Raw genomic sequence first — 24,170 nt, forward strand, 5'->3', positions numbered from 1 at the left:
GTTATAAATACCTTTATAATTAATAGGAGTTAAAATTCAAAAAACGCATTATTTATCTTATTGTACAGCATACTTTATTATGATAAAATTTTAGTATGCATGAGCTTTTCATGAACATATTTTGTTGTTTGTTTATATTGGCTGGGATTAGGTATAGGAGGCCATATAGACAGAAAGGATGTGTCCTGTGGGGAAATCAAAAACGGGCAAGAAACATTTAAAACTTAGCAAGAAAATTATGTTAGCGTTGATGGCAGTTAGTTTAACAGGGGGCGTGTACTTTAGCTATAGTCAGCCGGTATTGGCAGCTGATGCAAGTAAAGTTACAACGATTACTAGTGGTACTTATTATGGTGTTGTAGGAGGAACAAAAGAAAATTTTACAGGTAATGAAAATAAGAGCATCCAAGCACCGGTAAATACAACGATTGCTATTTCCGGAGGAACTCTAGCCAAGGAAATTAAAGAAGCTGATGGTGTTGAATTGAGCCGCTCCGTAATCGGCGGACATTATATAACCGGTTTTCACACGTTTACCGGGGATGTGACCGGCTCTACCGAAAATACGAATGTTACGATATCCGGTGGTATCATTACAGCGCCTGTATTTGGCGGATCGGTAGCTCAGCAGACAGGCTTGTATACAGATGAGGGGAAATTATCCGTTACAGATAAAGCAGTAAATGTAACGATAAAAGGCGGTAATTTTATTGATGCGTACAGACCGGCTGATTTTACTGAAGAAGATGATGAGGAAAATTCTTATAATTATGCTACCGATGTCGTTTTTGGCGGTGGCGCAGCTATAGGTGGTAATGCAGAGTCTACGATCGAAAAAGTCAATATTACGATTGGTGAAGGTAATGCCACAAATTTAGGGGCTGTTTTTGGCGGTAGCATGGCTCAGGCCGGCGGTACAGCTAATGTAGCGGAATCGACTATTAATGTTTATTCCGGTGATGGATTAGAAATTATAGCCGGTGGTTATGCCCTTGGTGGTCGCTTAACAGTGCCTGATGAAGAGGATTATTGGTCGGATAGACCTGTCGACGGGTCCTTGGAAAATATAGATGAAGCTGATAATGTGAACACTATTTCCAACGTAAAAAATAGTACTATCAATTTGTACGGTGGTCATGTAGCCTATTTAGCTTTAGAAGGGTATACGGCCCATGAGGATGCAAGTATTGGCGACCTAGAAGAAAGTGCTACGGTTGAAAATTCAACGGTTAATTATTATGGCGGAACACTTGATGAAGTAGTGGCTAGCGGGACTAAAAAGTCTCAAATAAATCTATACAATGATTTAACAATGACTCCTGATAGCGAATTTGCATTAGAAATAGTAAATGGAACGAGCCCTGATACTGATTATGATTCTAATGAATTAACTGTTGATGGACAAGGAAAATATTCATTAAATGCAGCGGTTGCTGTCAACAATGATTTAGAATATAATGCACCTAAATCAGCCACACTCAATTTAAATAATTTAAAAAATTATAATGGCAATTTAGAAGTTTTTGATAAGGGCGAAGCTTATATTAAAAACACACAATCGGCTGTTGGTACTTTTGTTTCACATGAAGGTGGCGCTATCCATTTTGAAAATGTGAATTCTATTGAAGGTACTGTATCAGGTGATGGTGATATTAATTTCAAAGGTAATATGAACTTTACCAATAAGTTGAATATTGCCGGTTCCGATGTAGCTTTCTTATATGGTAATTATACTGGAACTTATAATTTAAATAATCCTGATGGTGATATTTGGATTGAAGATGGAGCTCGTGTTCATGTAGCTAATTTTGAACAAAATGTAATTGGCACAGGTAGATTTACTTTAGGTGAAGATGGAATTTTAGTTACTACGGCAGACCAGTTATTTGGTGAAAACGCAGGAGATACTACGATAACTGAAAATGGTAATAAGGTATTACCAACAGAAGTTAGAGATGTTGCCGATGATAAGGTTATTTTTAGAACTGGCACGGTAGAGATTACGGCAAATAAATACTCTTTAGCGTATGCAAGAGCAGCATTAAACGCCTTAAAAACTGCTGATGATTATGATACAACATCATTAACTATGACCGGTTCATTATTGGATAAATCGTTGACACTTACTGATGTAAGAGATAATCAAAACTCTAATTTAGAATTATCCTATGACAATGCAACTATTAATGTTGATGGTAATAAAAACTTAGTTATTTATGGTAAAGTTCCTGTTAATTCAATTGGTCAGGATGGCATTGTTGCTACTGATTCCAGTAACAATAAACAAGGATTCTCAGCAGGTGCAATCAACTTACAAGCTGGTTCTGAAGGCGTAATTATTACCGGCAATGAAAGTTTAGCACTTGGTGGCCAAGACGGTGGCGATGTTATTTTAGTTGACGGCAAAACTAGTAAAGATCTTAATATTATTGTAGGTTTAGATGGTTCTGCAGATACAACGGCCAAATTAGTATTGGGCAATAGCAGTGCGAATGCCACTACAAGTGTAAACTTAACAGGTGCTGTAGCTGTCAATAGTGGCAGTACCTTAGGCGTTGCAAGTAACGCTACAGTCTCTAAAGGGGTAACATTAAACAATGGTTCGATTGATGCTACTGCCGGTCAATTAAATTCAAGTGTAGCCGTAACAGGTACGGATTCCTCCATTGTCGGTAATGTAACAGGTGCATTAAGTCTTGAAGACGAAGATACCGCTTTAACTGTGGGCTCTGAAGATAAGAATGCAATCGCTAAATTTACCAACGTAAAATTAAACGGTGGTAGCCTAGTTCTTGATCCATCTTGGGATGTTGCGGCTAATGAAATAGCAGTTGATTTCACTGATGCTGAAGAAGGCACCAATGTTATCGATGGTAAATTATTAGTTGGTCAGAATACCTATGCAACTATTGGTGATGGTAACGATGCAAAAGTTATGTTTGCTAAAACCGGTTTAACATTTGGTGAAGATGCTATTACGGCAGCTCTTTATATTAAAGGCAATCAATCCTTAGGTGATGCCGGGGCTGTTTACATGGATGGCGCTATGACTGATGCAGAATTGCAAGCTACAGCAGCTACTTTGGCAGCCGGTACATTTAGTGCGGCAGATAACTCTGTTACCATGGTTGACGGTAGTGCCATTACTGAAACGGCAGCGTTAAGTGGTGTACAAACAGTAGCCATTGGTGAAGGTGCTAAATTGTATGTAGACGATGCCGTAGCAGGTAATACATACCACATTTTAATTAATGATGGCGAAGCAGAAATCGACGGCGTAGATACAGACAGCTGGACAGATGACAACTTATTGACCAATAAACGCTTAGTTTCCTTAACCGGTGTGGTAAGCGATGATAATACAACGTATAATATCGTAGCAACTTCCAGTTCCGTTAAAGATATTTATGACGGCAAAGTTATTATTGGTGATGTTGTTGATGAAGCTTTCGCCGGTGATACAGATTCTAAAGCTTATCAGTTAGTTAATGCGATTGCCGATGATAAAGTGAATACAACCGAAGCAGCTCAAATTGATGCATTCAATAGCTTGGGTAATTTAACAGCCTTGAGTGGTGCTACACACAATACGTATACTGTTTCCGGTATTACTCATGAAGCCATTACGGACCACATGTCTTTAGCGAATAATCTTACCCATGATAAAGACGTATGGGCACAGTTAATTCATACTAAAAACTCCGTTTCCGACTTAGCTATGGGCGGTATGGATGCTGATTATGACAGCAAATTGAACGGTGTTGTAGTCGGTGCTGACTTCTACCATAAAGAAGGTCGTACTTTAGGCGCAGCTTTCACGTATGTGAAAGGTGATGTTGATGCGCATACATTAGCTACAACTACGAAAACTGATTCCAAGTTCTATGGTCTTAGCTTGTATGGCGGTATGGAACGTGATGATTATGCTTTAATCGGCGATATCTCCTACTTGAGCGGTAGCAATGATGTAACCCAATATAACAGTGGTAACCGTATTGAAGGTTCGCCTGATACAAAAGCCTTCAGCATTGGTGTACGTGCTGAAAAACGCATTGCGCGCGGTGAATCGGCTACGTTGGTACCATATGTAGGTGCTCGTTTCTTACGTATTCAGACTGATGATTATGCAAATAACTTTGGCTTTAACTATGATCAATCGGATAAAAATATGTTCTTAGTACCATTGGGCGTTAAATACAGTGCTAACTTCCAACGTGGTAACTGGAATGTGTTACCGATTGCTGAATTAGGTTATGTTTGGAACTCCGGTCGCAGTGTTGATCAGACTGTAAGCTTTGGCGGCGTAGCCAATGGCTTCACCTATGACTTAACCGACCGTGGCAGCTTCATCGGTAAATTAGGTCTTGAAGCATCTAACGGTAATGTTACCTACAGCTTAGGCTATGAATATCAAAAAGGCAGCAGTGTGAAAGCTAATCGCTTCCGCGGCGGCGTAAATCTTAAATTTTGATAGTTAAATTTTATAGTTTAATAGTTAATAGTTAAATAAAAAGAAAACCACTCTCTGAAAGTGGCTAAAGTTCTTAAGAACCAGGTCATTTTGTGGAGAGTGGTTTTTATGTTTTTATAGTATTAATTGTTTTATATAACCTTGTTTTTTATAATCGTGTTTTTATAAAGTGATGAGCTTTTATTTGAAAATATCCAGTTTGCTTAATCCGTTTCGTAGATTAATAATATCCCACGGCAAGTATTCGGCGATAGATAGACCTACGAGTTCAGCAGTTTCACTAACAGCTTGAAGAATTTGAACTATGTTTGCCAAGGTCATTTCACCAACGGCGTATTCTACCGGACCTTGATGCGGTTTATTGCAGAGGAGGCTACGGAAATCCGTAGGACTCAGAACATCTAAATCCAGGTGAACCATAACATGTTCAATCTTATTAGCTTTAAGCCAATCTTTAACAGGCTGGGCAGAGGTTAAATCCTGTGGTGTCAGATAGGACAAGGAATGCTCAACAATAAAGCTTTTTTCATGCGGCAAGAGTCCGGATTCGATTAGGCCGGCATACAGAACTTGGTTAGCTTTAAACGGAGCCTTTACGGTTTTGGCAAAGTTTGGAGCACCATGGCCCAATAAGTTACCCAATACCATGGCGTGTTCGTGGTCAAACTCTTTAGGCGTCATGATGTCGGGATGGGCATCAAGCCATAGAATCGCCGTATTATTCGGATATTGCTGGTGCAAGTAATCAAAAGGTACTTGCGAAATGGAACAGTCGCCGCCGATGGTGATAATTTTTCGCGGTTGTTTAACCTTAAGAATTTCACGAGCCGCCGCCTGTTGTTGCAGGAGAATCTCTTCGGCAAAAACGTTTTGAACGGCTTGCTCTTCATTAGCGGCGAGCGTTGCTTTTTCATCGGCTACCGGCACATATACTTTTTTCAGTATTAGGCGAAGTAGGGAGCAGTGCCGCTAAGACTTGGGCGCCTACTTGATAGTTCGGGTTGGCTCCGCCTTGCCATTGGGGATAGACGAGCTGTAATGTTTTATTGGTAGCTGTAGGGAATTGTAATTTCATGGTCAACAAGACCTCCTTGAAAAATGCTATAATAATGATAATAAATGCTATAATAACGGTAACAAAAAAATAGAAATAAATGTGAAACTATAAAATCAATCTTCGATTTGAGGTGAAAGCATGTTAATACCACGGTATATTTTTACCAATGATTTCGTTGAATTAAAACCTTTATTTGAGGCTCAACCACATAAAGAAATACAACTTAAAACCGGCGAATTTTTGTGGCAACCGGATGAGCACGTTCAGTATATCAACTATATAGATTCGGGCATTGCAAGAACTTATTTGGTACACGAATCGGGGCGGCGCAAGATTATATCCTATCATGGCTCAGGTACCATTTTCCCCGGTTTTCACGAATTGGAATTTAAAATTGAACAAACCTTGGTGACCGAAGCTATTACGCCCATGAAAATTTGGCGCTTTTCACGGGATGAATTTGGCCAATTAATGGATACATACCCACAAATTAATAAATACATGTTAAATTCGTATGCTCGCTATATAAATCTTTTGCTTTTTGAAACAGCGCATCAGGAGTACAACTCGGGCTTCGTCAAAGTGTGTAATGTAATACTTTTGTTACACAATGCCCAAAGCGAAGTGGGCCAGGGAATATTGGTTTTTTCACAAGAAGAATTGGCAGAACTCGTCGGTATGAGTCGCGTTAATCTGACCCGCCATATCGGTCGCTTGCGTGAAGAAGGCGTCATTGATACGGCCCGCAGAGAAATTAAGATTTTAAACATCCAAACCTTAATGCGTTATTGTTCCGGTGAAACAAGATTAGACTGAATTAACCCCACAATTGCTTATAGCTATTATATAAAATAGGCGAATCGATATTCTGCTACAAATGATACAGAATAACTGATATAATGAAATTAAGTTTTAAAATGCACAAATGTGTATTTAGGGAGTATTTAATTTGTTGTTCTATTTTAGTAAGGAGTGGAGCGTATGAAGCGGTTAGTGTTCTTATGTTTAGCTTTATGCTTGCTGCTGGCGGCAGGTTGTGCACAAGTTACTTCGGAGATTGAGGTGAAATCGGACTTTAGTGGAGAATGGAAGGCCACGATTCAATCACCGGTACCAATCAGTAAGGGGGGATTTATTGAGCGCGGTGACCCAGAATTCAAACGGGCAAGCGCTGATTGATATTAGTAAAGTAGAACTTGAAGCTATCGGACCTGACGGGAAGGAACTAAAAGGGGACAGTGCAACGGTACAATCTCAAATGTGGAAATTAGAAGCGAAATTTGCCAATAAAGATGAACTGGCTAAGATGAGTGCGGCCGTTTTCGGACGTAATCCTGATGCTAAAATAAATGTAATTTATCCATACGGCGATGATTCTGATGTGTACACCTTTAATTTAGGTAAGGCATCGGGTGCTACGACCATTGAAGTGGATGGCAAAATTATTAAGGAAAGTATCGGTAAGGGCATTTTGAAAGATGATGACACGGTTATCTATGCCGCAGGCGATCCTATTTATTTCCAATTTAAAAAAGATGGCAGCTCCGGTTTTCTTATCGGCGGCGCATTGGGCATTGTTGTTTTGGCAGGCATCGGCTATGTAATCTATCGTCGTCGTCAGGCCACAGTATAGGGAGGAGGGATTGTTATGAAAACGAAGCGACAGGTAACCTATATGTTGATGGCCTTGGCTATGGCTTTAATACTTGTTCTCAGTGGTTGTGGCAGTTTGGGAAGCTCACAAGACTTTTCGGGTACATGGGGGTATATCGGAGCTCCTCAAAAAAACAACTTATTCAATAATGACTTTAGTGATACCTTCTATGTAATTACTATTGAGAAAAAGACAGAACATACCTACACGATTGACAGTAAAGATTATCGGTATAGAACTGAAGGAGATAGCTGGTTGAACCGTGATGCGTATACTCCACCTAATCCATATATAAGATATATGGTATCTTTGCCGGAGGGGCCGGATGTTAACGGTGTACTACCTAATGTATCCGTTAATTATAAATTAATGGATGTAACGGGTAAGAGTGCGCCATTAACCATGACGGAACGGGATAATGTTTTATATGTAGATAAAAATGGCCTTGAATATACCTATGATAGTAAAAATGATACTCTGGTAAGTGGGAGCATCGTTTTACAGCGTTTAAAAGACGGTGACATAACTCCGTTGAAAGAAGAAGTACAAAAGCAGATAAAAGATGATTATCAAAAAAAATATGTTGATACCAATAAATGGAACATCACTCAGTATAACTTTAACGATGATGTTCTAACGCAAAAATAAAAAGAAATGAATATGGCCCCAGAGTCCTTATTTATCCTCCCCCTAAGTTATGACTAATGCACGGAGGGCACAGACTAACGTAAAAAGAAGAAGTGGTGCTCATATGGACACTGAGTTTATCGCCTTTCCCACGGCAACTCAGTCATGACTAACGTACTGAGGGAACGGCGTAACGCAAAAAAGAAGAAGGGTATTGCTCGTAGACGACTTTGTTCTTGTAGAACCAGGAGTCCGAGAGCAATACCCTTCTTCTTTTTACCGAGCAAGAGCCCGATGTGCTTAGTTATAACTGATACCTATCGTTCCAGAGTGTGCGTGCACCGAAATATAAAAGACAAAACGATGATAAGCACACGGTGGTACAGTTGGCAACCATGATGGTAATCTGGTACAGCACAGCTTCGTTCGGCATAGCACCGGCCAAAATCTGACCGGTCATCATACCGGGGAGGGCGATAATCCCCATGCCCACCATGGAGTTCATGGTGGGTAAAAAAGCCGTTTCTAAGGACTGTATCACAAATGGATGCAGTATCTTATCCGGCGGTGTGCCGATATTTAAGAGTACCTCGATTTGCTGTTTGTGAGAATCAAGGTTTTCTTTAAATGACTTTAACGCCAAAGTGGCACCGTTCATGGTAGCACTTACGAGCATACCGCTGATTGGAATGACATATTGGGGCGTTAAAATGTCTTTGCGGATAACGACGAGCAACATAAAGCTTGTTATACTGACACAGGTGCCAATGACGGATAAGGCAGTAATCCACTTGAATTTGCGGTTAAGCCATGGATTTTTGCGAAGCGTTCGAGCCACGGCAAAGCCGACCATCAAGGACAGATAGGTTAAGACAAAAATCGGTGACGGGTTTTGGAAAATGTAGAGCAACACGTACCCGGCAATGATTAATTGCACCGTCATCTGTAAGGTGCCAAGCAAAAGAAATTTTGTCTGCGGGATTTTACAATATGTGAAAATTCCGGCAATAACGAGAAGCAATAAGTAGATGGATAAGAATCCGCCTAATTGCATGGAAATAGCTTCAGTCATAATAAAAACTCCAATCTTATGGATCCGAATGTTTACACTTCGTGACGACTTTTAAGTTCAATCAAAGCATCGCTGAATTTAGGATAGAGTGTGTCGTCATGAGAAATGACCAACGTTGTTTTGTCGTGTTTGGCCATATATTCCTTCATGCGCGTGAAGAAGGTCGTGGCTGTCGGTGAGTCGAGGGCGGCACTCGGTTCATCCCACATATAAACCTCCGCATTGAAGGAAAGCATGATGGCGTTAAAGACACGCTGTTTTTCACCACCGGATAATCTGGCCACATCTTGTTCCGGCGTAAACGGTGCCGCCGCAATGTGAAGAAATTCTTTCATGGCTGTTTCGTCCGGTGGCGTAGAGCCTCGATACCCATGAAATTGACGGAAGTTATCGGCAATAGTGCCGTCGAAGAGATACACTTGCTGATTAATCAGTAGGATTTTACGGCGCAATTCCAAGGCATTGATAGTGCTGATATCTACATTATTGTAATAGATGGTTCCTTGTGACGGATTAATAGTGGCGTTGAACAAGCGGAAAAGGGTGCTTTTGCCGGATCCGCTGGCACCTTGAATAAAGGTCATTTTGCCCTTTTCAATGGTCATATCAGGGTATTCAATCATGTTGTTAAAGACTAAGTCTTTGGTCGTTATTAAGGTCATGAGAGGACTCCTTTCCTCTTTATTCTAATTGATTTTAACAAAATTACCTAGTTAAAAAATTATAAATTTATCATTCACAACTTAAAATTGAGAATGTATTTCATATTTTAGTTGAAAAAGTTATGCTTTTATTGATAGGCGAATACGAGCCGTGAGAAAACAGTCGTGTAGAAAAAGGATTAAATAAGAAGAGTTTTTAATTTAGAAAACTGAATTTGAATTATGGGGTTTATTAGATGAGTTTACCCTTTTATTTTTTGGCAAATCGTGCTATGGTTATATTTTGAGATGCCGTATAATGCTTAGAAACTATCCTCAAAATCATGATTTAATGATTGAGGTACCTTACAGAGCGATAATGAACGAATTTATTCGATTTCAAAGGGCTCGATTATTAGCATTACTTAAGTATTCTCAATTTATATAATTGAAGCTATTTTTTTACGTTTTGCAAAATCTATATTTATTCAATTTGACAGAGACTATATTTATTTGGTTATCCTAAAAACTCATGCATGAAATAACTTAATGAGATAAATACTTTTGTGCAAGAGGGATGTACATATAGAATATACAGATTTGAAATTTAGGAGTATAATTTAGTCGTGATATTACGAATGGAGGGCTTTACGATGAGCTTTTCGGTGCGTACAGATGTATGTATCCAGTGTAAAATGTGTGTGGCAGAGTGCCCGACAGGATTATTGGTTATGAAAGAAAACGGTCCGGCCGCCGGTTTTGGCAGTTGTATTTCTTGTGGACATTGCGTAGCAGTTTGTCCAACAAATGCGATTGATTATACAGTAACGCCGCGCGCCGATCAAATTCCGGTTGGGGATTACCAAGTGCCAAGTCCTGAAGAGGCAGAGAAGTTTATCCGCTATCGCCGATCTATTCGTACATTCCGTGATACACCGGTTTCAAAGGAGCAAATTACGAGACTCTTGAATGTGGCTCGTATGGCACCTACCGGCTCCAATAGCCAAGGCATTTCGTATCGAGTGATTCAGAATAAGGAAACGCTGGCCGCTATCAGCGAAGCCGTGATGGACTGGATGAGCGGATTGGGGAAAGAAAATAGTCGTATGCGAATTTATGCGTATAATGCAAAGCGTTATAACCGGACTGGGCGTGATTTTATTTTACATAAAGCACCTGCTTTAGTCCTGTCCATAAGCAAGGATGAATTGATTGAACGCGGCCGCGATAACGGTCATTTTGCCCTTTCTTATGCGGAATTAATGGCACCTTCCTTAGGCCTGGGAAGTTGTTGGTCCGGTTTTGTAGAATTTTGCGCACAAGTAGGCTATGAACCACTGCTGAAATTACTTAATTTACCGGCTGGGTATAGGGTTGCCGGAGCTATTATGGTGGGATATCCTAAATTTAAGTACCGCTATATGCCTGAGAGAGAATCACTGAGAGTTTTCTTTGATGAGGAGGATTAAACGCATGGCATTAGTAACACTGGAAATGATTAGGGAAGCGCAAGAACATCTGAAAGGGGTTGCACAGCGAACGGCTATGATGCATTCTACCTCTTTGAGTGAACAATGCGGTTGTGAAGTCCATTTAAAAATGGAGAACTTCCAACGTACCGGTTCGTTCAAATTGCGCGGTGCGTATAACAAGGTAGCGTCATTGTCACCGGAAGAACGAGCTCGTGGGATTGTAGCTTCGTCGGCCGGCAATCATGCGCAAGGCGTGGCGTTGGCTGCTAAGGAATATGGCTGTAAAGCGACGATTTGCATGCCTACCAATGCACCGATTGCCAAAATTGATGCCACTAAAAGTTATGGTGCGGACGTAGTGCTGGCCGGTGATTTTTATGCCGATTGTTATGAAAAGGCTTGCCAATTGCAAAAAGAGAAAGGCTATACCTTCTGCCATCCTTTTGATGACCCGTTGGTTATTGCCGGTCAAGGCACAATTGGTTTGGAAATTCTTGAAAAATTGCCTGAAACAGATGTTATCGTCGTGCCAATCGGTGGCGGCGGTTTAATTTCCGGTATTGCTGTAGCAGCGAAGGAATTAAAACCAAGTATTCGCATCGTCGGCGTACAGACTCAGAATATGCCGTCCATGAAGGAATCGGTAGAACTTCGTAAAATTACGACCGTGCCGGCCTTAAAGAGCTTGGCCGATGGGATTACCGTAGGCACGCCGGGCACGTTGACATTTGACATCGTGTCGCAATATGTGGATGAAATTGTTACCGTTAGTGAAGCGGAAATTGCCGAAGCTATTTTGTTCCTTTTGGAACGCGTGAAAACAGCGGCTGAAGGTGCCGGCGCTTGTCCGGTAGCAGCGCTTATGAATCATAAAATTGCCGGCGTTGAAGGCAAGAACGTAGTGGCTATGGTAAGCGGCGGTAATATTGATGTAAACATGATTGACCGCATCATCAACAACGGCCTTGTTAAAACATGGCGTCGGGCTTATTTTGATGTTGTGGTACAAGATAAACCGCATGTTTTATCCAAAATTACGAGCATAATCTCTGACAGCAATGCCAATATTTTGAGTATTTATCATGATCGCAGTCAGCGCGATATTGAAGTGGGCTATGTTCATGTAGCTTTGGAAATTGAAACCATGAATGAAAAACATGTTACCAGTCTTTTGGCTACCTTATCGGACAATGGCTTCCCGGCTATTTTACGCTAACAAGGAGCCATGCGTTAAAGGGAGAGTGTTTTAGGGAGATGACACATATAGAGGAGACAAATTAGAAATATAGAGTAGGAGTAAAAATATGGAATCGGGAAAAAACTTAGAGCGTAATTTAAAACCCCGTCACGTGGAAATGATCGCCCTGGGCGGTACGATTGGGGTAGGCTTATTTATGGGTTCAGCCAGCACGATACAAACAGCCGGTCCGGCCGTATTATTGTGTTACGCTTTATCCGGGGTCGTAATGTTTTTAATTATGCGTATTATGGGTGAAATGCTGTATTTGGAGCCGGTACCGGGTTCGTTTGCAGCGTATGGCTATCGTTATATTTCACCGTATATCGGTTATATAACTGCTTGGTGCTACTGGTTTATGTGGATATCCGTAGGGCTCGCCGAAGTTACGGCGGTTGGGATTTACATGAGTTATTGGTTCCCGGAACTGCCCCATTGGGTATCGGCTTTCGTAGCTATGGCAATTATTGTAGCAGCCAATCTTGCGTCCGTTAAATATTATGGTGAATTTGAATTCTGGTTTGCTTTGATTAAAGTAGGGACCATCGTATTTATGCTCGTTATCGGGGCGATGATGATTTTATTCGGCTTTGGTAATGATGGTGTACCTATCGGGTTCTCCAATTTATGGGAACATGGCGGGTTTGCACCGCATGGCTTCGGCGGTATGTTGGCGGCCATGTGCGTTGTTGCGGCGGCCTTCCAAGGGGTTGAATTGGTAGGGATTACAGCCGGTGAAGCACAGAATCCGCGTCACACCTTGGTTAAAGCGGTTAAAGGCATTGTTTGGCGTATCTTGATTTTCTATGTTGGTGCTATTTTTATTATTCTTTGTATTTATCCTTGGAATGAACTGGGATTTGTAGGCAGTCCGTTTGTAACGACATTCTCTAAAGTAGGGATTGCCAGTGCTGCCGGTATTATCAACTTTGTAGTTTTGACAGCCGCGTTATCCGGTTGCAACAGTGGTATTTATAGCTGTGGTCGTATGTTGTATACGTTGGCTAAAAACGGTCAGGCCCCTAAGATTTTTGCAAAATTATCTAAATCGGGCGTACCGCGCAACGGTATTTATGTATCCATGCTTTCCTTAGTATTCGGGGTTGTGTTGAATTATTTAATTCCGGACTCCAAATTGTTCTTATATATTTATAGTGCCAGCGTTTTCCCTGCTATGGTATCTTGGTTTGTATTAGCCGGAGCACAGCGCAAGTTTAGAGAACGTTGGGGCAAAGAAATCATGGATCAGCATCCGTTCAAATCGCCATTGTATCCATATTCCAACTATTTCTGCTTGGGCTTCTTGGCACTCGTTACTATCGGCATGATTTGGAATGAAGATACGCGCGTATCCTTAGTGGTAGGTTGGTTGTTTATCGCTATTGTTACGGCGTTCTACTATGGCCTTGGCATGAATAAACGTCCGGTTGTTCACGAAGAATTCGTTCATGAAGACGGACTCGGTGCCGGTGGTCCAGCTCGTGAAGAATCTGCTGCAGCAGAAGGCTCGGTAACGGCTATTAAATAGTCATTTAATTCGATTAAATAGAGCGTTTAGAGTCTTATCAATAGAAATCCCTATGGGGAAGAACATAAAAGTCTCACAGTAATCTAAAAAAAGGTTATTGTGGGACTTTTTTATTTCTGGTTTATGTGGTAGGATAATAAATAAGCTTGGCGAAGTGGGGTTTATAAAACTCTCTGAACTGTAATGGCGTTATCATTGTTAGTATAACGGTTGGGTTGAGAGTTTGCTTACATCCGGACTGAGAAACCGAGATGTAGTGCCAAGATACTTTTTGAGGGGCCCATAGGGCAGTGTAAATGAGAGAGAGGTCTTACAAATGAATCTAAAAAAATGGTTAGCACCTGTGTTGGTGGGAATTTTGGCAATCGGTATTGCCGGTTGCGGTACTGATTCCGGTTCAAAGGAAATTCGTATCGGTGCGACAGCCGGTCCGCATGCGGAAGTAGTTGATGCGGTAGCTAAAGAAGCGGCCAAACAAGGCATCAATGTAAAAGTTGTGGAGTTTTCCGATTATGTAACACCGGATAAAGCGTTGGCGGAAGGTGATTTGGACCTTAACAGTTACCAGCACGTGCCGTTCATGGAAAACTTTAACAAAAACAACAATGCTAATTTAGTGTCTATCGGCAAAACGATTTTGATGCGCATGGGCTTATACAGCAACACGGTAAAAAGTGTTGACGAGATTCCTGATGGCGCCGTTGTAGCTATTCCGAACGATCCGACCAATGGCGGTCGCGGCTTAGCCTTATTGGCTAAAGCCGGTCTTATTACCTTAAAAGAAGGTGTGGGTTTCAAAGCTACGCCGGCTGATGTTGTGTCCAATCCTAAAAATCTACAAATCAGAGAATTGGAAGCAGCGCAACTACCACGCAGTCTTGATGATGTGACGGTAGCAGCGATTCCGATGAACTATGTAATGAGTGCCGGTATTGACGTGGCTAAGCAGGGGATTTTCTTAGAACCTAAGAATGAACCGTTGGCTGTCATGGTTTTAGCGGCTCGTGAAAAGGATAAAGATAATCCTACGTATAAAAAAATTGCTGAGATTTACCACTCCCCGGCGATTAAGCAGTTCATTGCCGATAAATTTAAAGGTACCATTGAACCGGCTGAATAATTGAGGCAGGCTGAATCACACATAAAATAAAGTAAGCCCTGAGGCGATAATTGCTATCGCTTCGGGGCTTTTTTGATGTTTAAAAGTATGGTCGGTGTAAAACCGAGGGTTATTTGTCAGCGGCTTCTATATGTCGTTTGAGTAATTGACCGTACCCTTTTTTGCCACAGAACGTATTGTTTTCGGCTATCAATTGGCCGCGGAGGAATACTTTGGCAACCGTGGCGTTGACGGTCATGCCCTCATAGGCGGAGTAGTGGCAGGTTGTTTTTAAATTATCCTTTTGGAAAGTGCGGGCCTCATTAGGGTTAAAGATAACCAAATCTGCGTCATAGCCCACTTTGATATCACCTTTATTCGGAATACCGAAGATGCGGGCTGCATTGGTAGCCGTTACTTGGACAAATTGTTCCGGCGTCAGTTTTTTCTTTAAAACACCTTCGCTAAAGAGGAGCGGCATGCGTTCTTCTACACCACTAATACCACCGGGACAATTTCTGAAATCGTTCACATATGCTTGCTTTTCAGCAATGGTAAATGGACAATGGTCGGTGGCAACGACCTGAACCGTGCCGTCCTGTAAGCCCTGCCACAACGCGTCTTGGTCTTCTTTTTTACGAAGGGGCGGTGCCAGCATATATTTAATGCCTTCCATGGGACCGCCGTCTTTAAACTTATCATCTGTTAAGAAGAGATACTGCGGACAGGTTTCGGCATAAATATTTGCTTGTCCTTCTTGGCGGGCAAGGCGGATTTCGCTGAGACTTTCGTGAGCCGACATATGCACTAAGTAGACCGGTGCGTCACCGACAACGTGAGCAAGGCCGATAACCGTATTCACACTGATTGACTCAGCCGTATTAGGCCGTGTCAGGGCGTGGCCGATAGGCAGGAGTTCATCCTTGGTCAAACGATTACGCAGTGTATTGGTAATCGTGTCATCTTCGGCATGGACGGTCAAAAGGCCACCACATTCTTTTAAACGCTCTAACAAGGCAAAGAGTTCCGGTTCATGCATGGGTGAACCATAGGTGGTGTAAGCTTTAAAGGATGGGAAGCCCTCGTTTGTCACAAGTTCATTGATTTCTTTTAAAATGGAATCATCAACATGTTGAAAAACGCCATGAAAACTGTAGTCGATAGGGCAATCTTTGGCGAGCTCGCGATATACATCGAACTGATGATGTAAGGAACAGCCGGCGGGGCCGAAGGCCATGTGGTCGATAACGGTGGTTGTACCGCCGCAGGCCGCCGCGATGCCGCCATGTAAAAAGTCGTCACAGGCGCGATGCTTCGACGATTGCTGCAAGTCAAAATGAGTATGCGGATCGATACCGCCGGGCACGACATAGTGGCCGGTGGCGTCAATGATTTCGTAATCGCCGCTAACTTGTTGGCGCGCCGTATGGGGGTCGGTAACGGCACTGATTGTATTACCGGTAATCACGATATCACCGACGAAATGATTGGTGGCTGTGCAAATAAGGCCGTTTTCAATAATGATATTCATAAGGCAAACCCTTTCTGCTATAGCATAGATTCTTGAAAGTGTAATGTCATGATTGTTTTATAACGAGTATATATAACTTTATAATACCCCTTTTGTTGATTTATTCAAAGCATTAAATATACCGAATGAAGAAAAATAGGGTATAATAAATAGTAAGAGTTTTTTGAATATGAAGTGGCCCACATGAGTGGCTACGTATCGTGTAGCGATTGCCGGCAACATTTAACGGCACGGCGATTGTATTAGACATATGGCTGGCAGCGAAGTCTGCTTGCGTAAAGATAAAGGAGGTTGTATATGACCGAGTTAAAAGTAGTAGTATCAGAGCATGCGGAATCAGTAGTCGGTATATTGACGAAACGTGACGTTATTCGGCCGCATCAAACCGATTTTACCAACGTGGGCGCAGTTATTATTTGTGACTGCGAGATAGATACATTAAAGAGTACACCCGTTAAGGTGTTTGACATTCCCGTATTTGTAGTGCGCACCGGCACCGGCATGGAAGGCTTGAGTCCGAACCAAGTATCGCAGGCAGAGGATACGGTATTGCGCGATGCCTATGCGGTATTAGACGATGAGCCGTCGGAACGTGAATTCTACATTCGCCGCCTCGAAACGGCTGTTCAAAATTATGAGCATCGCTCGTTACCGCCGTTTTTCCGTTCTTTGAGACGCTATGTAGAGTTGGGCAATTCCCAGTTTGACTGTCCGGGCCATCAAGGTGGTCAGTTTTTCCGTAAGCATCCGGCGGGACGCGCTTTTTACGATTATTTCGGCGAGCATATTTTCCGCAGTGATTTATGTAATGCCGACGTTCAACTGGGCGATTTGCTCATTCATGAAGGCTATGCTTTAGAGGCGCAGGAGCATGCGGCACAGGTATTTAATGCGGACAAAACCTATTTTGTCCTTAACGGTACGTCCTCTTCTAATAAAGTAGTCCTCAACGCATTGTTGGCACCCGGCGACATTGTACTCTATGACCGCAATAATCATAAATCCGTGTCGCACGGTGCGTTAGTTCAGGCCGGCGCTATTCCGGTGTATCTCGAAACGGCGCGCAATCCGTTCGGCTCCATCGGCGGTATTCCGGAAGCTTGTTTTGATGAAACATTCCTCCGTGAGCGCATTGCGGAGCGTGATCCTGAAAAAGCCAAAGCAGAGCGTCCGATTCGTTTGGCCGTGATTCAGCTCGGTACCTATGACGGGACGATTTATAACGCCCGTCAGGTGGTCGATAAAATCGGTCACTTATGTGACTACATTCTTTTTGATTCAGCTTGGGTGGGGTATGAACAATTCATTCCGATGATGAAAGACTGTTCGCCCCTCCTTTTGGAACTCGGTCCTGACGATCCGGGCATTTTGGTAACCCAGTCCGTTCATAAACAGATGGCGGGTTTTTCACAAACATCGCAAATCCACAAAAAGGATTCTCATATCCGCGGGCAGGCCCGTTATGTGAATCAGAAGCGTTTTAACAACGCCTTTATGATGCATGCGTCCACGTCGCCGTTCTATCCGCTCTTTGCGGCCCTCGATGTGAATGCGAAAATTCACGCCGGTGAAGGCGGCAGAGCTTTATGGCGCGACTGCGTTATGGTGGGCATCGAAGCTCGTAAAACGGTGTTGCGCAATTGTAAGTATTTACGGCCCCTCGTGCCACCGACGGTTCACGGTAAAGCGTGGGAAGACGGTGAAACGGAAGTTATGTCCGATGATGTGTCGTACTTTGCCTTTGAGCCGGATGCGAAATGGCATTCCTTCAGCGGTTACGGCGAAGGGCAATATTTCATCGATCCTTGTAAATTCCAGCTCATAACACCGGGCATCGATATGGAGACCGGTGAATACGAAGACTTCGGTATTCCAGCCACAATTTTGGCAAATTATTTGCGCGAGCATCAGGTCGTGCCGGAGAAATGTGACCTTAATACGATTTTATTCCTGCTCACACCGGCTGAATCGTACACCAAAATGGATGCGCTTATTGCTAAATTATTGCGTTTTGAGCAGCTCATCGATGAAGATGCATCGCTCCAAGATGTATTGCCGAGCGTATATACGCAGAATATTGACCGTTACCGCGGCTATACAATTCGTCAGCTTTGTCAGGAAATGCATGATTTTTATAAAGTGCGCCGTGTCAGCGAATTGCAACAGCAATTATTTAAACGAGAGTACCTCCCGACCTATGTGAAAACACCACAGGCCGCGAATATAGATTTCGTCCGTGGTGAAGGGGAATTGATTCCGATTGCGGACTGTGTAGGCCGCATGGCGCTTGAAGGGGCCTTGCCGTATCCGCCGGGCGTTATCTGCGTGCAACCGGGCGAACTTTGGTCGGAGGCGGCTCGTGATTATTTCGTGGCCCTTGAAGAAGGCATTAATGAATTACCGGGTTTTGCACCGGAGCTTCAAGGTGTATATATTGAAGCGGATGAAACCGGTTATAAGCGAGCCTATGCGTATGTTTTAAAAGAATCCGCAACGAAAGAAGTGATAGAATGACGAAGGAAGACTTAGCGTCGATGAGTGAAACTCAATTATTAGCCTCAATCAGTGAAGCTGTGACGATCGCTGTCAGTGAACTTGTGACGGTAGCCAAATTGCAAGCGGGCGATTTGCTCGTTATGGGCTGCTCCACCAGTGAGGTGCGCGGTGCTCGTATCGGTACAGAATCCACCACAGATGTAGGTGAAACCATTGTGGCGGCGGCAACCGCCGTTTTAGAACCACAGGGGATTGCCTTGGCGGTTCAATGCTGTGAACATCTGAACCGTGCGTTAGTTTTGGAAAAAGCCGTGGCTATGCAGCATAATTGGCCGATTTGTAATGCCGTACCGCAACTTCATGCAGGCGGAGCTACCGCTATGGCAGCCTATAAACATTTCAAAGAGCCCGTTGTCGTTGAACGGGTGGCGGCTGATGCAGCTATCGATATTGGCGACACTTTAAGCGGCATGCACTTGAAGCCTGTGGCCGTGCCGGTTCGCTTGGCCGTTAAAACCATCGGGGAAGCTCATGTGACAGCCGGTCGGGTACGTCCTAAATATATCGGCGGCGCACGCGCTGTTTACGATGAATCATTAATGTAACAGAGGTGAGTACGTTTGAATTTCTACACTTATGCCTATATCGTGCAACAAGGGCAGTTTAACGCCCTTTTACAATATGGTGTATCTTTTTTACTCTTGGTGGCGCTGTTGGGGGTCAGTATCTTATTCATGCGTCATCGTTTAAATAGTCGTTATCGTGATTTGACAATCCTATTATCGTTACTGATTGTGTTTATTCTGGGCATTCGCTGGAGCGAATATGATTCGTCCATGCGTAACTCGGAAGAAAGCAGTCGCATGGCAAGTTTCATCGTATCTGTGTCGGAGCGTTTGGGCGCGAACAAGGAAGATGTGAAGGTTAATTCCACCCATCTGGATGATGATGTAATAGTCAGCGCTGGCAATCGTTTTTATCGGGCCCATTTTATCAAAGGGTACGGTGCCTATTCATTGACGCAGGTACACATGATAGATTCGCAGATTAAAGTCATAGATGTAGCGAAGGAGTAAGAGCGAACATGATAACGGGTTATACGTTGATTATGATAAAGTTGGTGCTCGGCATATTATGTCTGGTGCTGCAAATCAATTTAATGGGCAAGGGGAATTTGGCCCCAAACTCGGCAATTGACCAGGTACAGAACTATGTACTTGGTGGTATTATAGGGGGTGTTATTTATAATGAGTCCATTGGGGTCCTGCAGTTTTTGCTGATTCTCATTGGCTGGACCATCGTTGTTATGGCACTTCGCTATTTGTCGGCCTATAATCATCATGTGAAACGTATCGTTGACGGTACGCCTACAATTGTGGTGGATTATGGTAAAATTCAAGTAGAAGAATGTATGCGCAACGGCGTCAGTGCCGGCGATTTACATTTAAAACTGCGCGCCAATGGGGTAACGCGTGTAGGCGAAGTAAAACGAGCCGTTTTAGAACAAAACGGACAATTGACGGTGGTTAAGTTTGGGGAAGATTCGGTACACTATCCGCTCATTGTTGACGGACAGGTGAATGAGAATGTATTGTCATTAATTGAAAGAGATAGAGAGTGGTTAGAAACGAGCGTAGCAGAGCAAGGCTATCAACCATCGGATATATATATGGCCGAGCTCGTGCATGATGAGTTGGTTATAACCCCATATGCGAAGGATTAATCTAACTTGGGGCGATGAAAGGAGCTAGTCATGGTTGGACTTCAGCGAGCTTTATTGATAATTGCATTTCTCTATATCTTGTATCATATTTACGGACACGGTTTTACGACGACAAATCTAATTGCCATTGTATTGCTGTTGTTTTCGTTTGTTTTTGAAATAACCCGTAAGGCTCGCCGTGAAAAATTAGAAGCCTATTTTGCCCGTAAAGAGGCGGAAATAGCGGCTAAAGAAGCAGCCAAAGCAGCGGCTGCACGGGGTGAAACAGTTGATTCGAATACAGAAAAGACAGTTGATGTTGAACATAAAGTTAAATGATAGATGTTAAGAATAAGCTAAAGTCTGTACTTACAGGATGCTTATTAAGGAAGCTCTCAGCTTCTGATGAAAGGAGTCTTTGATGAAATTAATTTCTTGGAATGTTAACGGCCTGCGTGCCGCGGTCACTAAAGGTTTTATGGAAAGTTTTGAAAAACTTGATGCGGATATGTTTTGTCTTCAGGAAACGAAGTTGCAGCCGCACCAAATCGAGTTGGAATTGCCGGGCTATGAGCAGTATTGGAACAGCGCGGTGAAAAAAGGGTACAGCGGTACGGCCCTTTTCACACGTGTAAAACCGTTAAATGTAACGAACGGTATCGGCATTGAAGAACACGACCAGGAAGGGCGCGTGATTACGGCGGAATACGATAACTTCTATCTCGTAACTTGCTACACGCCGAACAGCCAGCGTGAATTGGCCCGTTTGGAATACCGCATGACTTGGGAAGACGCGTTCCGCGCCTATTTGTTGGAATTGGATGCGAAAAAACCGGTTATTCTTTGCGGTGATTTAAATGTAGCGCATAATGAAATTGACTTAAAAAATCCGAAGACAAATCGTAGAAACGCCGGCTTTACCGATGAAGAACGGGAAAAGATGACGGAGTTGTTAGATGCGGGTTTCACCGATACTTTCCGAAAACTATATCCGGACGTGACCGATGCGTACAGCTGGTGGTCCTATATGGGCAAAGCGCGCGATCGGAACGTAGGGTGGAGAATTGACTATTTCATTACCTCCGCACGTCTCGATAAGGATATTGTGGAAGCTAAAATTCATCCGGATATTTTCGGCAGCGATCATTGTCCGGTTGAACTTGAAATTAATCTTTAATAAACCGTTAAGGTATACTTTTTTGCCGGAACTATGGGTTTATAATCTATAGAATGGTCTAAATTACCGTATTTTATGGTGTTTTTGCTATATTGAATTATCATATATGCATAAAAATAGTTAGAGTTCGCCTCGAAAAATCAAGGCGGACTCTTTTATTTTCTGTCCTTTATAAATCATGCGTAATAGTTATGATAAAAATGCCTCTTATGAAAAATAAATAGTTATTATGGCGGTGCTGTGGTATAGTGTATACAAGACATGGATTAGTAATGTTGATTTTTAATTTTTAAATTTTAATAGTGTATGCGTAAGAAGGAGAAACGATTATTATGGCAAATTATAATCCCTACGAAAACATGCTTAACACACTTGACCAAGCGGCCGAAAAATTAGGCTTGACGAGAAACGACTATGAAGTTATCCGTCATCCTGAACGCGAAATGCAAGTAGCCGTTCCTGTACAAATGGACGATGGTCATATTGAAGTTTTCAGCGGTTATCGTACGCAGCATAGTACAATTATGGGCGCCGCTAAAGGTGGTCTCCGTTTCCATCCTGATTCCGATGAAAATGAAGTTCGTGCTTTGGCAGCTTGGATGACAATCAAAAACTCTATCGCACACCTTCCATACGGTGGCGGTAAAGGCGGCATCAAAGTAGATCCTAAGAAATTGAGCCAACGCGAATTAGAACGCTTGACTCGCGGTTTTGTTCGTAAAATTGCGCCAATCATCGGCGTTGATACTGACGTACCGGCTCCTGATGTTAACACTAATCCTCAAATCATGGCTTGGATCGTGGATGAATTCTCCACATTAAAAGGCGTATGGTCCCCAGGCGTTGTAACCGGTAAACCATTGGCCGTTGGCGGCTCCAAAGGCCGTAACGAAGCAACCGGTCGTGGCTGCATGTTTACGTTGAAGAGCTACCTTGAAAAGAAAGGTAAGAAAATGAGCGACGTAACCATCGCTGTTCAAGGCTTCGGTAACGTAGGTAGCGTTGGTGCTTTATTGATGCATCGTGAAGGCGCTAAAATTGTAGCTATCGGCGACGTTCATGGTTCCATTTATAATGAAAACGGTATCGACGTTGAAAAAGCTTACGAATATGCCAACTCTCATGGCCGTTCTTTGGAAGGCTACGAAGAAGCCGGCATGACTCGTATTCCTAATCCTGAATTATTACTTCTTGACGTAGATGTATTATATCTCGCTGCTTTGGAAAACCAATTGAACGGCAGCAACATGAAAGAAGTTAAAGCTAAAACTATCTTGGAAGGTGCTAACGGCCCTACAACTAATGAAGCTGACTTGTACTTCTTCGAAAAAGGCATCGAAATCATTCCTGACGTATTGGCAAACGGTGGTGGCGTAGTAACTTCTTACTATGAATGGGTACAGAACAAAGCCGGCTTCTACTGGGATGAAGACGAAGTAAATGCTCGCCTCGAAAAGAACATGAAGATGAGCTTTGAAGAAGTTTGGGAAATGCAACAGCAATACAAAGTATATCCTCGTTTAGCTGCTTATATGGTAGCTTTGAAACGTTTGGTTGATGCAAGCAAACTTCGTGGTTTCAACGGCTGATTGTAGCTTATAAAACGCTCAGTATGACTGTCTAAAACCGGCTATGCGTAGCCACCGATGTAAATGATAAAATAATAGAAGGATACTCAGCGTAAAAGCGGTCAGGTAAGTAATGCCTGGCCGCTTTATTTTTGTTTACTCCATGCGTTTTACACTCATTATGACTCGGTCGACATTTTGTATTCGGCATTTTGTATTTGGTACTCGGTATTCGCCATTCGCTTGTGCTACGTAGCTATTATTACCATAGCATAGAAATGTATTAAAAATAGGGGAATATGTGACTTCTGCAACGTATTTAGATTGCGTATAGAATTTGTAAAAAATATATAAAAAAGTACTTGCTTTTACTTTGAATTTAGTATAAAATATCTCTTGTACCATTCCTCGATAGCTCAGTCGGTAGAGCAATCGGCTGTTAACCGATCGGTCGTAGGTTCGAGTCCTACTCGGGGAGCCAATGTGGCCCGTTGGTCAAGCGGTTAAGACACCGCCCTTTCACGGCGGTATCGGGGGTTCGATTCCCCCACGGGTCACCATATGGACGATTAGCTCAGCTGGGAGAGCGCCTGCCTTACAAGCAGGATGTCGGCAGTTCGATCCTGTCATCGTCCACCAGAATTTTATGAAAAAGCACTTGAGAAATCAAGTGCTTTTTTGTTTTGTATGAGAAATTAATGTGCCTTGGAGATTAGAAATAATTCGTAAATGGAGTGTTAAATTTTTAGTTTACAAAAGTTTAGGCCTATAGGACATTTTGAGTTGGTTTTTAGACCGATGAGACTAGTATTTATCTAGTCTTATCGGTCTTTTAAAA

21 protein-coding genes and 3 tRNA genes are annotated in these 24,170 nt (G+C 42.7%); 19 read left to right on the top strand and 5 right to left on the bottom strand.

Annotated features, from left to right (window positions below; genetic code table 11):
* Positions 1 to 187: 187 nt before the first annotated feature.
* Positions 188 to 4,471, top strand: a complete 4,284-nt coding sequence (locus EO124_RS07335) for an autotransporter domain-containing protein (protein WP_164726581.1) — start codon at positions 188 to 190, stop codon at positions 4,469 to 4,471.
* A 180-nt stretch (positions 4,472 to 4,651) separates the two neighbouring features.
* Here the strand turns inward: EO124_RS07335 and EO124_RS07340 are convergent, their stop codons facing one another.
* Together EO124_RS07340 and EO124_RS10200 are read right to left on the bottom strand one after the other, a co-directional pair.
* Positions 4,652 to 5,398, bottom strand: a complete 747-nt coding sequence (locus EO124_RS07340; RefSeq protein ID WP_164726582.1) for an arginase family protein — start codon at positions 5,396 to 5,398, stop codon at positions 4,652 to 4,654.
* On the bottom strand, positions 5,382 to 5,546 hold the full coding sequence (locus EO124_RS10200) for a hypothetical protein (protein ID WP_164726583.1): 165 nt from the start codon (positions 5,544 to 5,546) through the stop codon (positions 5,382 to 5,384). Before EO124_RS10200 ends, EO124_RS07340 begins: the two co-directional genes overlap by 17 nt.
* 120 nt (positions 5,547 to 5,666) lie before the next feature.
* Here EO124_RS10200 and EO124_RS07345 point away from each other — a divergent pair, with 120 nt between their 5' ends.
* From EO124_RS07345 to EO124_RS07360, 4 genes are all read left to right on the top strand, one after another.
* Positions 5,667 to 6,344, top strand: a complete 678-nt coding sequence (locus EO124_RS07345; protein ID WP_127058973.1) for a Crp/Fnr family transcriptional regulator — start codon at positions 5,667 to 5,669, stop codon at positions 6,342 to 6,344.
* 165 nt (positions 6,345 to 6,509) lie between these two features.
* The gene (locus EO124_RS07350) at positions 6,510 to 6,707 is read left to right on the top strand and encodes a hypothetical protein (protein WP_127058974.1); all 198 of its coding nucleotides are present in this window, start codon (positions 6,510 to 6,512) and stop codon (positions 6,705 to 6,707) included.
* Positions 6,664 to 7,161, top strand: a complete 498-nt coding sequence (locus tag EO124_RS07355; protein WP_127058975.1) for a hypothetical protein — start codon at positions 6,664 to 6,666, stop codon at positions 7,159 to 7,161. The genes EO124_RS07350 and EO124_RS07355 overlap by 44 nt, the downstream gene beginning before the upstream one ends.
* Before the next feature lie 15 nt (positions 7,162 to 7,176).
* Positions 7,177 to 7,830 carry a hypothetical protein gene (locus tag EO124_RS07360; RefSeq protein WP_127058976.1) on the top strand — a complete coding sequence of 218 codons (654 nt, stop codon included), beginning with the start codon at positions 7,177 to 7,179 and terminating at the stop codon, positions 7,828 to 7,830.
* 283 nt (positions 7,831 to 8,113) lie between these two features.
* On the opposite strand, the gene EO124_RS07365 is transcribed toward EO124_RS07360, so the two are convergent.
* Both EO124_RS07365 and EO124_RS07370 read right to left on the bottom strand, forming a co-directional pair.
* Positions 8,114 to 8,881, bottom strand: a complete 768-nt coding sequence (locus tag EO124_RS07365; protein WP_127058977.1) for an ABC transporter permease — start codon at positions 8,879 to 8,881, stop codon at positions 8,114 to 8,116.
* Between the two features lie 32 nt (positions 8,882 to 8,913).
* Positions 8,914 to 9,543, bottom strand: a complete 630-nt coding sequence (locus tag EO124_RS07370) for an ABC transporter ATP-binding protein (protein ID WP_127058978.1) — start codon at positions 9,541 to 9,543, stop codon at positions 8,914 to 8,916.
* A gap of 632 nt (positions 9,544 to 10,175) precedes the next feature.
* Between EO124_RS07370 and EO124_RS07375 the strand changes: the two genes are divergently transcribed.
* The 4 genes from EO124_RS07375 to EO124_RS07390 all read left to right on the top strand — a co-directional run bounded on the left by EO124_RS07375 (position 10,176) and on the right by EO124_RS07390 (position 14,879).
* The gene (locus EO124_RS07375) at positions 10,176 to 10,991 is read left to right on the top strand and encodes a nitroreductase family protein (RefSeq protein ID WP_127058979.1); all 816 of its coding nucleotides are present in this window, start codon (positions 10,176 to 10,178) and stop codon (positions 10,989 to 10,991) included.
* Between the two features lie 4 nt (positions 10,992 to 10,995).
* The gene (gene ilvA / locus EO124_RS07380; RefSeq protein WP_127058980.1) at positions 10,996 to 12,210 is read left to right on the top strand and encodes a threonine ammonia-lyase; all 1,215 of its coding nucleotides are present in this window, start codon (positions 10,996 to 10,998) and stop codon (positions 12,208 to 12,210) included.
* A gap of 88 nt (positions 12,211 to 12,298) precedes the next feature.
* Positions 12,299 to 13,759, top strand: coding sequence for an amino acid permease (locus tag EO124_RS07385; protein ID WP_127058981.1), 1,461 nt, complete (start codon positions 12,299 to 12,301; stop codon positions 13,757 to 13,759).
* Between the two features lie 316 nt (positions 13,760 to 14,075).
* Positions 14,076 to 14,879, top strand: a complete 804-nt coding sequence (locus EO124_RS07390; protein WP_127058982.1) for a MetQ/NlpA family ABC transporter substrate-binding protein — start codon at positions 14,076 to 14,078, stop codon at positions 14,877 to 14,879.
* 109 nt (positions 14,880 to 14,988) lie between these two features.
* Here the strand turns inward: EO124_RS07390 and hydA are convergent, their stop codons facing one another.
* Positions 14,989 to 16,389, bottom strand: a complete 1,401-nt coding sequence (hydA, locus tag EO124_RS07395; protein WP_127058983.1) for a dihydropyrimidinase — start codon at positions 16,387 to 16,389, stop codon at positions 14,989 to 14,991.
* Between the two features lie 297 nt (positions 16,390 to 16,686).
* On the opposite strand from hydA, the gene speC reads away from it, so the two are divergent.
* The 10 genes from speC (at position 16,687) to EO124_RS07445 (ending at position 23,971) form a co-directional block, all read left to right on the top strand.
* The gene (gene speC, locus EO124_RS07400) at positions 16,687 to 18,903 is read left to right on the top strand and encodes an ornithine decarboxylase (RefSeq protein WP_127058984.1); all 2,217 of its coding nucleotides are present in this window, start codon (positions 16,687 to 16,689) and stop codon (positions 18,901 to 18,903) included.
* Between the two features lie 20 nt (positions 18,904 to 18,923).
* Entirely contained in the window at positions 18,924 to 19,490 is a 567-nt protein-coding gene (locus tag EO124_RS07405) for a TIGR01440 family protein (RefSeq protein WP_127058988.1), read from the top strand.
* Positions 19,491 to 19,505: 15 nt separating this feature from the next.
* On the top strand, positions 19,506 to 19,961 hold the full coding sequence (locus tag EO124_RS07410; protein WP_127058985.1) for a DUF3290 domain-containing protein: 456 nt from the start codon (positions 19,506 to 19,508) through the stop codon (positions 19,959 to 19,961).
* A gap of 8 nt (positions 19,962 to 19,969) precedes the next feature.
* Positions 19,970 to 20,608, top strand: a complete 639-nt coding sequence (locus EO124_RS07415) for a DUF421 domain-containing protein (protein ID WP_206512554.1) — start codon at positions 19,970 to 19,972, stop codon at positions 20,606 to 20,608.
* A gap of 30 nt (positions 20,609 to 20,638) precedes the next feature.
* Positions 20,639 to 20,926: a hypothetical protein gene (locus tag EO124_RS07420; protein WP_127058986.1), complete on the top strand. Its 288-nt coding sequence runs from the start codon at positions 20,639 to 20,641 to the stop codon at positions 20,924 to 20,926.
* 82 nt (positions 20,927 to 21,008) lie between these two features.
* Entirely contained in the window at positions 21,009 to 21,764 is a 756-nt protein-coding gene (locus EO124_RS07425) for an exodeoxyribonuclease III (protein ID WP_021841771.1), read from the top strand.
* A 332-nt stretch (positions 21,765 to 22,096) separates the two neighbouring features.
* On the top strand, positions 22,097 to 23,353 hold the full coding sequence (locus EO124_RS07430) for a Glu/Leu/Phe/Val family dehydrogenase (protein ID WP_021841772.1): 1,257 nt from the start codon (positions 22,097 to 22,099) through the stop codon (positions 23,351 to 23,353).
* A 384-nt stretch (positions 23,354 to 23,737) separates the two neighbouring features.
* A tRNA-Asn gene (locus EO124_RS07435) sits at positions 23,738 to 23,813 on the top strand.
* A 4-nt stretch (positions 23,814 to 23,817) separates the two neighbouring features.
* Positions 23,818 to 23,892, top strand: a tRNA-Glu gene (locus EO124_RS07440).
* A gap of 3 nt (positions 23,893 to 23,895) precedes the next feature.
* Positions 23,896 to 23,971: transfer RNA gene (locus tag EO124_RS07445), tRNA-Val, on the top strand.
* Positions 23,972 to 24,170 lie beyond the last annotated feature (199 nt).

It is taken from the genome of Veillonella ratti, assembly GCF_003992115.1.
Classification (GTDB): domain Bacteria; phylum Bacillota; class Negativicutes; order Veillonellales; family Veillonellaceae; genus Veillonella_A; species Veillonella_A ratti.